14 protein-coding genes are annotated in these 13,567 nt (G+C 53.6%); 3 read left to right on the top strand and 11 right to left on the bottom strand.

The features are described from left to right. The first annotated feature begins 33 nt into the window (after positions 1-33). Positions 34-786, top strand: coding sequence for a DNA-binding transcriptional regulator YciT (yciT, locus tag ETG88_RS08820; protein WP_129035207.1), 753 nt, complete (start codon positions 34-36; stop codon positions 784-786). A gap of 265 nt (positions 787-1,051) precedes the next feature. Beyond that, positions 1,052-1,270, top strand: coding sequence for an osmotically-inducible lipoprotein OsmB (osmB, locus tag ETG88_RS08815; protein ID WP_100780870.1), 219 nt, complete (start codon positions 1,052-1,054; stop codon positions 1,268-1,270). Between the two features lie 101 nt (positions 1,271-1,371). Here osmB and yciH read toward each other — a convergent pair whose 3' ends face one another. The 5 genes from yciH to pgpB form a co-directional block, all read right to left on the bottom strand. Then, complete coding sequence (gene yciH / locus ETG88_RS08810) at positions 1,372-1,698, bottom strand: stress response translation initiation inhibitor YciH (protein WP_123427728.1); 327 nt, start codon at positions 1,696-1,698, stop codon at positions 1,372-1,374. Further along, positions 1,698-2,435: an orotidine-5'-phosphate decarboxylase gene (gene pyrF / locus ETG88_RS08805; RefSeq protein ID WP_129035206.1), complete on the bottom strand. Its 738-nt coding sequence runs from the start codon at positions 2,433-2,435 to the stop codon at positions 1,698-1,700. The genes yciH and pyrF overlap by 1 nt, the downstream gene beginning before the upstream one ends. Before the next feature lie 186 nt (positions 2,436-2,621). Continuing rightward, positions 2,622-3,791 carry a lipopolysaccharide assembly protein LapB gene (gene lapB, locus ETG88_RS08800; protein WP_100779975.1) on the bottom strand — a complete coding sequence of 390 codons (1,170 nt, stop codon included), beginning with the start codon at positions 3,789-3,791 and terminating at the stop codon, positions 2,622-2,624. Positions 3,792-3,797: 6 nt separating this feature from the next. Further along, a complete protein-coding gene (locus tag ETG88_RS08795) occupies positions 3,798-4,106 on the bottom strand; it encodes a LapA family protein (protein ID WP_100779974.1) in 309 nt (102 codons plus the stop codon). A gap of 148 nt (positions 4,107-4,254) precedes the next feature. After that, positions 4,255-5,022, bottom strand: a complete 768-nt coding sequence (pgpB, locus tag ETG88_RS08790; RefSeq protein WP_100779973.1) for a phosphatidylglycerophosphatase B — start codon at positions 5,020-5,022, stop codon at positions 4,255-4,257. Between the two features lie 195 nt (positions 5,023-5,217). Here pgpB and ribA point away from each other — a divergent pair, with 195 nt between their 5' ends. Then, positions 5,218-5,808, top strand: coding sequence for a GTP cyclohydrolase II (ribA, locus tag ETG88_RS08785; protein WP_100779972.1), 591 nt, complete (start codon positions 5,218-5,220; stop codon positions 5,806-5,808). Positions 5,809-5,841: 33 nt separating this feature from the next. On the opposite strand, the gene acnA is transcribed toward ribA, so the two are convergent. From acnA to topA, 6 genes are all read right to left on the bottom strand, one after another. Then, positions 5,842-8,517: an aconitate hydratase AcnA gene (gene acnA, locus ETG88_RS08780; protein ID WP_129035205.1), complete on the bottom strand. Its 2,676-nt coding sequence runs from the start codon at positions 8,515-8,517 to the stop codon at positions 5,842-5,844. 164 nt (positions 8,518-8,681) lie between these two features. Beyond that, entirely contained in the window at positions 8,682-8,780 is a 99-nt protein-coding gene (gene ymiC, locus ETG88_RS22430; RefSeq protein WP_331251887.1) for a small membrane protein YmiC, read from the bottom strand. A 133-nt stretch (positions 8,781-8,913) separates the two neighbouring features. After that, positions 8,914-9,084 (bottom strand): YciX family protein, encoded by a 171-nt coding sequence (locus ETG88_RS22285; protein WP_487607307.1) that lies wholly within the window; start codon positions 9,082-9,084, stop codon positions 8,914-8,916. Positions 9,085-9,086: 2 nt separating this feature from the next. Then, positions 9,087-9,227, bottom strand: a complete 141-nt coding sequence (locus ETG88_RS08775; RefSeq protein ID WP_213015984.1) for a YmiA family putative membrane protein — start codon at positions 9,225-9,227, stop codon at positions 9,087-9,089. A 336-nt stretch (positions 9,228-9,563) separates the two neighbouring features. Further along, positions 9,564-10,538, bottom strand: a complete 975-nt coding sequence (gene cysB / locus ETG88_RS08770; protein WP_095282217.1) for an HTH-type transcriptional regulator CysB — start codon at positions 10,536-10,538, stop codon at positions 9,564-9,566. A gap of 184 nt (positions 10,539-10,722) precedes the next feature. Beyond that, entirely contained in the window at positions 10,723-13,320 is a 2,598-nt protein-coding gene (gene topA, locus ETG88_RS08765; RefSeq protein WP_100779969.1) for a type I DNA topoisomerase, read from the bottom strand. Positions 13,321-13,567 lie beyond the last annotated feature (247 nt).

The following is a 13,567-nucleotide window of genomic DNA, read 5'->3' as shown; positions in this document are numbered from 1 at the left end:
ACCCGCGGCGCTCGCCGCGTTTATATGGATGCTATGAATTCCCGACAACAAATCATTCTGCAGATGGTGATCGACAAAGGACGCGTAAGTGTCGTCGAGCTGGCCAAAACGACCGGCGTTTCAGAGGTCACTATTCGTCAGGATCTGAATCTGCTTGAAAAACAGAGTTATCTGCGCCGTGCTCACGGTTACGCCGTACCGCTGGACAGTGAAGACGTTGAAACGCGCATGATGACCAATTTCGCGCTAAAACGTGAACTGGCGGAGTTTGCTGCCTCCCTGGTCAACAACGGTGAAACCGTGTTTATCGAGAACGGCAGTAGCAACGCCCTGCTGGCCCGCACGCTCGCGGAGCAGAAAGACATCACGATCATTACCGTGAGCAGCTATATCGCCCATCTGCTGAAAGAGACGCGATGCGAGGTGATTCTGCTGGGCGGTATCTACCAGAAAAAAAGCGAAAGCATGGTCGGGCCGCTGACGCGTCAGTATGTTCAGCAGGTTCACTTCAGCAAGGCCTTTATCGGGATTGACGGTTGGCAGCCGGAAACCGGCTTTACCGGCCGCGATATGATGCGTTCCGATGTGGTAAACGCGGTTCTGGAAAAAGGCTGTGAAGCCATTGTGCTTACAGACAGCTCGAAATTTGGCGCGGTGCATCCCTACATGATGGGGCCGATCTCCCGCTTTAGCCGCGTCATCACCGATGAACGGCTGAGCGATGCGCACCGCGAGCAACTGCAGCGCGACGGCCTGACCGTCGATATCGTCAAACACTCTGTCTGACGCTCTCCTGCGCCCGTCTTTGCGGGCGCATAGCCTATTCTGGCATCTGAGATAATTCTGAACATCCCTTTAAGATTATTTACCTGTCGTTTCGATACCAAAAACTTAAAATTACTATTAGCGATATAACAGGAAGTGACTATCACCTGCGTGATTGTGTAACACCTGCGCGACCAGGTTTCACGGAATATGACGCTGAAGTATTCTTTTGACTATACTTACAGATAGCTTATTTCCGTGAATCAATAATTCAGGAGAAAGTATGATGAATTTAACCAGCAAAAAATTAGCCGCAGCTGTTTTGGCAGTAACCCTCGCAATGTCTTTGAGCGCATGTTCTAACTGGTCTAAACGTGACCGTAACACCGCGATCGGGGCAGGTGCCGGTGCTCTCGGTGGTGCAGTCTTAACCGATGGTAGCACGCTGGGTACATTAGGTGGTGCCGCCGTAGGTGGTGTTATCGGCCATCAGGTCGGTAAATAAGATATATTAAATAGCCACTGTTTGATTTGATTAATTCAGAACGCAATTTTCTGACTTACGCACCAAGAAAAAAGCCACGGTAAATACCGTGGCTTATTATTTTAGCCGCCTGCCAGTTTGACTTTCATCCCTTTGGCTTCGAGCAGTGTCTTAATTAACTCGCGGTTGTCGCCCTGAATTTCGATTACGCCGTCTTTGACCGCCCCACCGCATCCGCATCGCTTTTTCAGCTCTGCGGCCAGTTTTGCCAGCGCTGCGTCATCCTCGTCAATGCCGGTAATCAGGCAGACGCCTTTGCCCTTACGACCACTGGTCTGACGCTGGATACGCACAATGCCATCGCCCTTCGGACGCTGCACGGCCACTTTTGGCTCATCGATACGGCCACTGTCCGTCGAATAGACCAGACGGCTGTTAGAATCGCTCATTACGCCCCCTTACCCAGAGATGCATTGATTGCTTTTAAGGTTAGCGCCGGATCGGCAGACTGCGTGACCGGACGACCAATCACCATGTAGTCAACGCCTGCCGCCAGCGCTTGCTCTGGCGTCATGATACGACGCTGATCGCCCGCATCACTGCCCTGAGGACGAATGCCCGGAGTAACCAGTTTGAATGCCTGCCCCAGTTCAGCTTTGAAACGCACGGCCTCCTGAGCGGAACAGACCACGCCATCCAGCCCGCAATTTTGCGTCAGGCGCGCCAGGCGTTCAGCGTGCTCAGCCGGTGACAACGTCACGCCAAGATCCCGTAAATCGCTCGCTTCCATACTGGTGAGTACGGTAACGGCAATCAGCAGCGGTGCGTCTTTGCCAAACGGCACCAGCGCTTCGCGAGCGGCGGTCATCATTCGCGCCCCGCCTGATGCATGAACGTTCACCATCCAGACGCCCAGTTCAGCCGCAGCTGCTACCGCGTGGGCAGTGGTGTTTGGGATGTCATGGAATTTCAGGTCGAGAAATACCTCGAAGCCACGCTGTTGCAGGTCGCGCACGATTTGCGGTCCAAACAGGGTGAACATCTCTTTGCCGACTTTCAGACGGCAGTCGCGTGGGTCGATGCGATCGACAAACGCGAGTGCGCTGTCACGATTGTTATAGTCGAGTGCAACAACAACAGGAGATTCGGTAACTACGCGGGAAGAAGAGGATGCAACAAACGTCATGACCAGCCCTTTTCGTCTATGGGCGCCGCAGCGGCGCGGGATAGATAAACGGCGAGCATTCTACCTGTCGGCGCCAGAAATTGACAGAATCGATTTACCGTCCTGCATGACGGCAGACCGCACGGAGTTTAACAGGTCATAAAACGTAAATAGTATGTTGTAACTAATATGCAGTGTTTTAAAAAATTACTGCCCGTCCAGACCGCGTATCGGCTTAATGGTTGACCATGCGCGGCAGGAAGGACAATGCCAGTAGAGCGTGTAGGCGGTAAATCCGCATTTTGAGCAGCGATAGCGCGGCTTGCTGCGCACCTGTTCGCCAACCATGTCACGCAGCACCATCAGGCTCTCTTTCGCGCGCCCTTCTTCCGCATCGTTCAGATGGTAGTCCATCAGCTTGTGGAAGACGCGCATGGTCGGGTGACGCTGCAGCTGACGGGTGATATAGACCTGGGCGGTATCGTTGCCTTCGTGCTGCTCCACGACATCCGCCAGCATCAGCTCCGCCGTCGCACCGGTGTTCTCTTCGACGCAGCGACGTAAGAAGCTCACCCACTCATCCGGACGCCCAAGCTGCTGATAACAGGTTTGCAGCATTTCCAGAGTTTCACTGACCAGCTCTTTATCCTGATCGATCACCCGCAAGAGGCATTCGACGGCTTTACCAAACTCGCCTTTCGCCATGAACACGCGCCCCATCATAATGGAGATACGTGCGCTGTTACGATCGGCAGACGCGCCCTTTTTCAGCAGCGACATGGCTTTGTCCATATCATCGCTACCCATCTGCTGTAAGGCCAGCTCACAGTAGAAATGGGCGATTTCAACGCGCTGGTTGTCTTTCCCGAGCTTCACCAGACGTTCTGCGGTATCGATGGCTTTTTGCCAGTCGCTGGTTGCCTGATAAATTTGCAGGAGTTGCTGTAAAGCGCTGATGCGAAAATCGGTTTCATCCACCAGCTGGCTGAACATGTCTTCAGCGCGATCGTAAAGGCCGGCGGCCATGTAATCACGGCCCAGCTGTTGGACTGCCAGCAGACGTTGATCGTAGGTGAGAGAGGCGCTTTCCATCAATGTCTGGTGGATGCGAATGGCGCGATCGACCTCGCCACGCGAGCGGAACAGGTTTCCGAGGGTGAGATGCGCCTCAACGGTACCGGTGTCCTCTTTTAACATGTCGAGGAACAGGTCTACCGCTTTATCCTGTTGGTTGCTCAGAAGGAAGTTAACCCCCGCCACATAGTCGCGGGAAAGCCGGTTTGCCTCGTCCTGCTTATTTTGTTGCGCACTTCTGCGGCCCATATACCAGCCATAGGCTGCGGCTACAGGCAAAAGCAGAAACAACAACTCCAGCATATTCGTTTATTCCTTCACGACCGGCACACCAGTATTTACCGGCACGTCGCTCACAGGCGCAATTTGATTTTCAAGACGTTTGATTTTACGTTCGGCGCGCGCCAGAGAAACACGAACTTTCAGCCAGAACAGGCCACAAACCAGCCAGCCGATGATAAAACCCGCGGCGAATAAAACAGCAAGCAAGCTCGATACGCGATACTCGCCCTGCGCCAGCAGGTAGTTGAATGTCACCAGTTGATCGTTTTGCGCACCCAGCGTGACCGAAATAACAAAAATCGCTAACACCAGTAAGAATATGAGTAGATATTTCACATGACGTCCCGTTATGTGGTTTAAGCGAATAAAGTCTGTTCAACTCGCCGCAATCAGCCTTATAAACTACCATTTTAGCCGCAAGCGCGAAACGGAAAAAGTGATAGGGTCCAAGATGATTTGTGGGCTAAACGGCGAATTTCAACCATCAGCCCTCTTCCTGCTCTCTTTGTGCGATCTCTTTGTTCTCTTCCGGCGGTGGCGTCAGTGGTCCACAGAGCCGTTGCGCAAGCCAGGTCGCGAACGTCACCAGCAGCCATGAAATAAGCGTTGCCACCACCAAATCCCGCGGCCAGTGCATCCCCAGCAGCAGACGGCTGCCCATTACGCCCGTCGCCCAGACCAGTAAAATCGCAATGGTCACGGTACGACGACGCGGCCAGAGTAAACCCACGGCTAACAGCGCCCAACTGGCCGCAAACATGGTATGCCCGGAAGGGAACGCGAAACCGGTCTCTTTTTGCCAGTGTTTGCGTAAAAATTTCGGAATTTCCTGCGCTTCAGCCAGCTGATCTTTCACCAAATGCCCGCGCTCTTTACGCTTTAAATTGTAGAAGGTATCTACCGGAATATGATGCGTTTTTTCAAGCCAGACTACAAAGGGGCGCGGCTCCTGGACGTGATCTTTGACCCACGACTTTATTCCCTGGCCAACAACGATTGCCCCACCCAGAATGACAAACAGCATGATCGCCGGACGCAGCCGAAAACGCAGGCACCATAAAAACCACGCACAGAGGATCCCGTGCGTAATAATTCCCCACGGCTGGGTAACGGTTTCCGTCAGCCAGTACAGCGCTTTCAGCCACGCGCTGTTATGTCCCGGTTGCCAGGCCCAGCCCGAAATCCATACCGCGACGGGCATAATGAGTAAAATGGCGGCACCGGCAGCCGTGCGGCGGGCAATTGAAAGCATGTTCTCTCCTTTTTCGCTAAGCTCAACAATCATAACTGAATTTATCGCAATTCGTGAAAATGTCGGATTGTGCGTTTAACGTCCGTATAGTATGCCCTCAGCTAGGTGAACGCCGTCGGCTTGTGGCAAAATAGCGAGATACTAAAGCCGAAGGGCGACTGACACGAAACGTGTCAGCATACTCTGGAGAATCACATGCAGCTTAAACGCGTGGCAGAAGCCAATCTGCCAACCCCATGGGGCGATTTCCTGATGGTGGGTTTTGAAGAACTGGCAACCGGACAGGACCACGTAGCACTGGTGTTTGGCGACATTTCAGGGCAAACACCGGTACTGGCTCGTGTCCATTCCGAGTGTCTGACGGGTGATGCCTTGTTCAGCCTGCGCTGTGATTGCGGTTTCCAGCTCGAAGCGGCGCTTTCTCATATCGCCGAAGAAGGCCGTGGCGTGCTGCTCTACCATCGCCAGGAAGGTCGTAACATTGGTCTGTTGAATAAAATCCGCGCCTATGCGCTGCAGGATCAGGGCTACGATACCGTCGAAGCCAACCATCAGCTCGGCTTTGCCGCCGATGAACGCGATTTCACCCTGTGTGCGGATATGTTCAAACTGCTGGGCGTGGACGAAGTGCGTCTGCTGACGAACAACCCACGCAAAGTGGAGATCCTCACCGAAGCCGGGATCAATATCGTGGAACGTGTGCCGCTGATTGTGGGCCGTAACCCGAAAAATGCGCATTACCTCGATACCAAAGCCGCGAAGATGGGTCACCTTCTTAGCGAGTAAAAATATGGCCCGGCTTACGCCGGGCCAGTGCCGTTAGTTCAGCATATTACGAATCACATAGTGCAGGATGCCGTCATTCTGGTAGTAGGTCAGTTCCGTCGCCGTGTCGATACGACAGCGGCAATCGAGCACTTCCTTTTTACCATCCGCGCGTGTGAGCTGTACCGGAACGGTCGCCCCCGGTTTCAGGTTCTGCAGATCGCGAACATCAATCCGCTCTTCCCCCGTTAACCCCAGCGTTTTACGCGTCACCCCCCGCGGGAACTCCAGCGGCAGGATCCCCATTCCAATCAGATTCGAACGGTGAATACGTTCAAAGGATTCCGAAATCACCACCCGCACGCCCAGCAGACGCGGCCCTTTCGCGGCCCAGTCACGGCTTGAGCCAGAGCCATACTCTTTACCGGCAATGACCGCCAGCGGCGTGCCTTCCTGCTGATATTTCATCGCCGCATCGTAGATCGACACAACTTCGCTACCAGGAAGATGGCGCGTCATTCCGCCCTCAACACCCGGCACCATTTCGTTGCGAATACGGATGTTGGCGAACGTACCGCGCATCATCACTTCGTGGTTGCCGCGACGGGAGCCGTAGGAGTTAAAGTCGCGACGCTCAACGCCACGCCCCTGCAGGTAACGCCCTGCCGGGCTATCGGGTTTAATACTGCCCGCCGGAGAGATGTGGTCGGTGGTGACGGAGTCCCCCAGCATCGCCAGAATGCGCGCGTCCTGGATGTCGACCAGCGGTTTCGGCTGGGCTTCCATGTCATCGAAGAATGGCGACAGTCGGATATAGGTGGAGTCACTCTGCCAGCCGTAGGTGTCAGACCGTTCCACTTTGATGGTTTTCCACTCCGGCGTACCTTCAAACACCTCGGCATACTCCTTGCGGAACATCTCGGTGGAAACCTGCTCCACGGCGCGGGCAATTTCTTGCGCCGAGGGCCAGATATCTTTCAGATACACCGGATCGCCTTTCCGATCGTGGCCGAGAGGATCGCTGGCCAGATTAATGTTCATGTTGCCCGCCAGGGCGTAGGCGACCACCAGCGGCGGAGAGGCCAGCCAGTTGGTTTTCACCAGCGGATGAATACGGCCTTCAAAGTTACGGTTACCCGAAAGCACGGCACCCACCGTGAGATCGCCCTGCTTGATCGCCTGCTCGATGGGGTCCGGCAGCGGTCCTGAGTTACCGATACAGGTCGTGCATCCATATCCCACCAGGTTAAAGCCCAGCTCGTCGAGATAAGGCGTCAGTTTGGCTTTCGCCAGATAGTCCGAAACAACTTTCGACCCCGGCGCTAACGACGCTTTGACCCACGGCTGACGTTTAAGCCCAATCGTTACTGCTTTTTTCGCCAGCAGACCCGCCGCCATCAGCACACTCGGGTTGGAGGTGTTGGTACAGGAGGTAATGGCCGCAATCACCACGGCACCGTCAGGCAGCTGATACTGATGCCCGTTCATAACATAATCGACCGGGTGGCGGTCTTTTTGCGCGTTATTAAGTTCCAGTTCGTTACTGGCAGCAAAGGCTTTCGGCACGTTTTGCAGCGCGACGCGATCCTGCGGGCGTTTTGGCCCGGCGAGACTCGCCTCGACTTCATTCATATCCAGCTCAAGCGTGCTGGTAAAGACCGGCTCATCGCCCGTATTGCGCCACATCCCCTGTGCTTTGGCATAGGCCTCGACCAGCCCCACTTGCTCGTCGCTACGCCCGCTCAGGCGCATGTATTCCAGCGTCACGCCATCAATTGGGAAGAAGCCGCACGTCGCGCCATACTCAGGTGCCATGTTGGCGATGGTCGCACGATCGGCCAGCGGTAGAGAGTCCAGACCGTCGCCGTAGAATTCAACAAACTTGCCGACCACGCCATGTTTACGCAGCATCTGGGTGACGGTCAGCACCAGGTCTGTGGCGGTAATCCCTTCGCGCAACTTGCCCAGCAGCTTAAAGCCCACCACATCCGGGATCAGCATTGAGACGGGCTGTCCAAGCATCGCGGCTTCGGCTTCAATCCCGCCGACACCCCACCCCAGAACCCCGAGTCCGTTGATCATCGTGGTGTGGGAGTCGGTCCCGACCAGCGTGTCGGGATAAGCGATCCACTCTTTGTCCTGCAGCTCGCTCCACACCGCTTTGCCCAGATACTCCAGGTTTACCTGATGGCAAATCCCGGTGCCGGGCGGTACGACGCTGAAACGGCTAAAGGCCTGCTGGCCCCATTTCAAAAATACATAGCGTTCGTGGTTGCGCTCCATCTCCAGACGCACGTTCTCTTCGAAGGCGTCGTCATCGCCAAAATGGTCAACGGTGACAGAGTGGTCAATCACCAGATCGACGGGAGAAAGCGGGTTCACTTTGGCGGTATCGCCGCCGAGACGTTTAACGGCTTCGCGCATCGCCGCCAGATCCACTACCGCCGGTACGCCAGTGAAGTCCTGCATCAATACCCTCGCCGGACGATAGGCGATTTCACGGTCGGCGTGGGCGTTTTTCAACCACCCCGCCAGTGCGTGGATATCATCGGCAGTGACAGACTCGTCATCCTGCCAGCGTAAGAGATTTTCCAGTAAAACTTTCAGTGACTTGGGTAAGCGCGCGATGTCCCCAAGTGTCCTGGCGGCCAGCGGCAAGCTGTAGTAGTGATAGGTCTTATTCTCGGCTTGCAACGTGTCCTTACTGGCTTCGCGTAGGGTTAACGACATAAGCTCCTCCTTAATGACAGGGATACCCCGACAATCATCGGGGCTGTAATTAAAGATAACACAAAGATGTCGTAACGTTTTGATAACAACCCGAATTGATAAATCGGGATTATCGATGAAGAGGGATGAAAACAAAAAACCTCGCCGGAGCGAGGTTTTGCTATTTAGTTTAAGGCCAGCCAGATTAGCTGCGCCCAGAACAGGACGGATACGGTAAAAGCCCCCATCCAGGACCAGTATTTCATGTTTTGTAGGGTATTCATCATCTGACACCAGGCTTTATATTTCTGTGGTAACTTGGGGTACTCCCCGTTCTTTATTGCTGATGTGTATTTATTAAAGAGTACAAAAGTACACGGTTCTCACCTGATATTCGCAGGCTAACCGTATTATCAATTATTGTTTTTTGGGTTCGTCTTCTGCGAACGTATCAATAAAGGCTTGCTGCTGTGCGGAGAGCTTCCAGGAAGCCGGAACGACCGTTACAGGCTCTTTACGTGCTTTGTGGCCGTTGTCACCTGGCTGACACATCTTTTTAACCGGTTCAGTACGCATGTGAACTGCCATCGCTATCCCCAATATTTCCAGACCAGTAACGCTACCACCACCCAGAACAGGGCGGAGCCAAGAAATACCGCCAGCCAGGCTTTACGCTTAAGCGCTGGGTCCCTTTGCGGATCTTCACTTCCTGACGGCATTGCTAACCTCATACAATCGACTTCGCTTATCATTTCGATACCAAACAATCGGTACAAGTAATCATGAGTTGAGATAAATCCTAAAGAAACTTTAGTCGAAAAGCCAGTGAATTTACGATCGTTTCCAGGGAATTAATTAATCTTTTGACCAGAAATAAATAATTGAAACGAGGAATTTGCGTAGCGGGAATTTACTTTCTACTTTTGTCGCAAATTTGCGACAGTTTAACCCTAAACTTATAACGTTTATGCGGTTATATGCGGTAGAGAATGGGGATGATGATAATTCTAATTTAGCTTTAAGACATTATTTCGGTATCTTTCCGGAAGGAAAGATACCGGGTGTGATTATTTTTCCGGAAGCTTAATGTCCTGGAACATCGCTTCAATATCTTCATTCGACCGTAACGCTACCGCGGTATCCACCACATCACGGGTTAAGTGTGGCGCGAAGCGTTGAATGAAATCATACATATAGCTGCGCAGGAAGGTGCTGCGACGGAAACCGATTTTGGTGGTGCTGTGGCTAAAGACATCATGGGCGTCAAGGCGTACCAGATCCGGGTCAGAGACCGGGTCTACGGCCATACTCGCAATCACTCCCACGCCTAATCCCAGACGCACATAAGTCTTGATAACGTCGGCGTCGGTGGCGGTGAAGACGATGCGCGGCGTCAGCCCTGCACGATTAAACGCGGTGTCGAGCTCAGAACGTCCGGTAAAGCCAAAGGTGTAAGTCACCAGCGGGTACTGTGCCAGCTCTTCAATGGTGACCGATCCCTTTCCTGCCAGCGGATGTTCCGGCGTCACTACAATCGAACGATTCCAGTGGTAGCAAGGCAACATCACCAGATCGTCATAGAGGTGCAGCGCTTCGGTTGCAATCGCAAAGTCGGCATTACCTTTTGAGACCGCTTCCGCGATTTGCGTCGGCGAACCCTGATGCATATGCAGCGAGACGCGCGGGTAACGCTCGATAAAGCCCTTAATCACCCCTGGCAGCGCGTAGCGTGCCTGCGTATGAGTGGTGGCGATATAAAGCGAGCCTTTATCGGGCCAGGTGTGTTCCCCGGCAACGGATTTAATTGCATCAACCTTTGACAGCACTTCGCGGGCGATACGAATAATCTCCTGACCGGCCGGAGTGACCTGCGTCAGATGCTTACCGCTGCGGGCAAAAATCTGAATACCCAGTTCATCTTCCAGCATACGCACCTGCTTACTGATGCCGGGCTGAGACGTATAAAGACCTTCTGCGGTCGAAGAGACGTTAAGGTTGTGATTGACCACCTCAACGATATAACGAAGCTGTTGTAGTTTCATGCCTGACCATCCGATTTAGCGCACAGGGATAATCGCTTAAGACGATTTAATAATAAGAAAGGGGTTAACTATAACCACTATATCATTTATAGCCCGAGTGTATAGTACGGAACAAAAAATAATAACGACCAATAAAAAAGGGCCGGAAGTCCGGCCCTTTCAGGTAAGTCACAGGAAGAAAAGATTATTTCTTGCCTTCAACCCATTTACCATCCACGAAGAATGCAGACCAGCCGGTCGCTTTACCCTCTTTCTCGGCAGCGACGTACTGCTGCTTTGTTTTACGGCTAAAGCGGACAACGGTCTTATTGCCTTCCGGATCCTGCTGCGGCGCATCGGCCAGATAACGCAGTTTCTCTGGCAGACGGTCGCGGAAGCGGTACAGCTCTTCCACCAGCGGAGCACGAGTTTCACGCGATTTCGGGAAGGTGTTGGCGGCGAGGAACACGCCCGCAGCACCGTCACGCAGCACGAAGTATGCGTCAGACTTTTCACACGGCAGTTCTGGCAACGGAACCGGATCTTCCTTAGGAGGAGCCACTTCGCCGTTACGCAAAATCTTACGCGTGTTCTTACATTCGTCGTTGGTACACGCCATGTACTTACCGAAACGCCCCATTTTCAGGTGCATTTCAGAACCACACTTCTCGCACTCCACAATCGGGCCGTCGTAGCCTTTGATGCGGAACTCGCCCTCTTCGATTTCGTAGCCATCGCAGGTCGGGTTGTTACCGCAGACATGCAATTTACGCTTCGGATCGATCAGGTAGCTGTCCATCGCCGTACCGCATTTCTGGCAACGGCGTTTCGCACGCAGCGCGTTGGTTTCTGCATCGTCACCTTCCAGCACGTTGAGAACTTCGTTCTCTGGCACCAGGTTGATGGTGGTTTTGCAGCGCTCTTTCGGCGTTAAGGCATAGCCAGAACAGCCGAGGAACACGCCGGTAGTCGCAGTACGGATACCCATTTGGCGGCTACAGGTCGGGCATTCGATGCTGGTCAGGACCATCTGGTTCGGCTGCATTCCGCCCTCTTCTGGCGCTTTTTCAGCTTTCTCCAGTTGTTGGGTGAAATCGCCGAAGAAGCTGTCGAGCACCTTCTTCCATTCAGCCTGATGGTTTGCCACCTGGTCGAGGCGGTCTTCCATCTGCGCGGTGAAATCGTAGTTCATCAGCTCGCGGAAGTTATCTTCCAGACGATCTGTCACGATCTCACCCATTTTTTCAGCGTAGAAACGACGGTTCTCAGCGCGAACGTAGCCACGATCCTGAATGGTCGAGATGATCGACGCATAGGTGGACGGGCGGCCGATACCGCGTTTTTCCAGCTCTTTCACCAGTGACGCTTCGCTGAAACGCGCAGGCGGCTTGGTGAAGTGCTGGGCCGGGATCAGTTCCGTCAGCGAAAGCTCATCGCCCTTGTTCACGGCTGGCAGCGTACGATCTTCGTCACCTTTACGCAGTGCTGGCATGACTTTCGTCCAGCCGTCAAAGCGCAGGATACGGCCGCGCGCTTTCAGACGGAAATCGCCTGCGCCTACGGTCAGTGTTGTAGAGTCGTATTTCGCCGGGTTCATCTGGCAGGCCACGAACTGACGCCAGATCAGCTGATACAGCTTCTGGGCATCGGTTTCCATGTCTTTCAGGGCTTCGGACTCGACAGCCACATCGGACGGACGGATCGCTTCGTGCGCTTCCTGAGAGTTTTCTTTGCTCGCATACTGGATAGCGCTTTCCGGCAGATATTTCTTGCCGAAATTATCGCTAATGTAGTCGCGCACCATGCTTACGGCGTCCTGGCTCAGGTTCGTTGAGTCGGTACGCATATAAGTGATGTAACCCGCTTCATACAAGCGCTGCGCCATCATCATGGTTTTCTTCACGCCAAAGCCCAGACGCGTACTGGCCGCCTGCTGGAGCGTGGAGGTAATGAAAGGCGCGCCCGGTTTGCTGCTCGTCGGTTTGTCTTCACGATCCAGCACCTGATAACGGGCTTTTTCCAGCAGCGCAACCGCCGCCATGGTTTGATCGCGATTAACCGGACGGAACGGTTTGTCTTTTTCGTGGGTCACCTGCAGCGGCAGTGCATCGCCGCCTGGCGTTGCGACATTCGCGTCGATTTCCCAGAACTCTTCTGGCACAAACGCTTTGATTTCGCGCTCACGCTCGACGACCAGACGCACCGCTACGGACTGAACACGTCCAGCGGAAAGGCCACGCGCGATTTTCTTCCACAGCAGTGGCGAAACCATATAGCCCACCACGCGGTCCATAAAACGACGCGCCTGTTGAGCGTTTACACGATCGATATTCAGTTCGCCCGGCTTTTCAAACGCCTGACGAATCGCATTCTTTGTAATCTCGTTAAACACGACACGGCTGTATCGTGATTCATCACCACCAATGATTTCCCGCAGGTGCCATGCAATGGCTTCCCCTTCGCGGTCAAGGTCGGTTGCGAGATAGATGTGGTCAGCTTTTTCGGCGAGCTGCTTCAGCTCATTAACGACTTTCTCTTTGCCGGGCAGCACTTCGTACTGTGCTTCCCACTCGTGCCAGGGATCGACACCCATACGGTTGACGAGCGCGCTACGTTCATCCTTTTTAGGCTTCTTAGCCCCTTTGGTGGAGGTAGAGTCTGCGCTCTTTTTACTGGCTGAGCCACTGGTCGGCAAATCGCGGATGTGACCAACACTGGATTTAACCACATAGTCATTACCCAGATACTTATTGATCGTTTTGGCTTTTGCCGGGGACTCAACGATGACGAGAGCTTTACCCATATTCACCTTTACCTAATTTAATTCTTCCAGGAATACGCCGCATGTTGATTTCCCTTCCGCTGGCGACGCGTTGTTGATATTGCGACGACGCCAGGGGATATCAACCCCTTTCTTCCTACCGGACAACAGCAGAACCTGTCCAGGTGATTGAGTTATCGGGCATTTCACTCTTATCAAAATGACTATGCGACGAGCTTTCGGTCGAATGTCAAGCAATTCTGTTGCCAGAATGACGAAAGCGCACACT

This window comes from Lelliottia nimipressuralis (assembly GCF_004115925.1).
GTDB lineage: Bacteria > Pseudomonadota > Gammaproteobacteria > Enterobacterales > Enterobacteriaceae > Enterobacter > Enterobacter nimipressuralis.
This window is presented reverse-complemented; position numbering and strand designations above follow the sequence as displayed.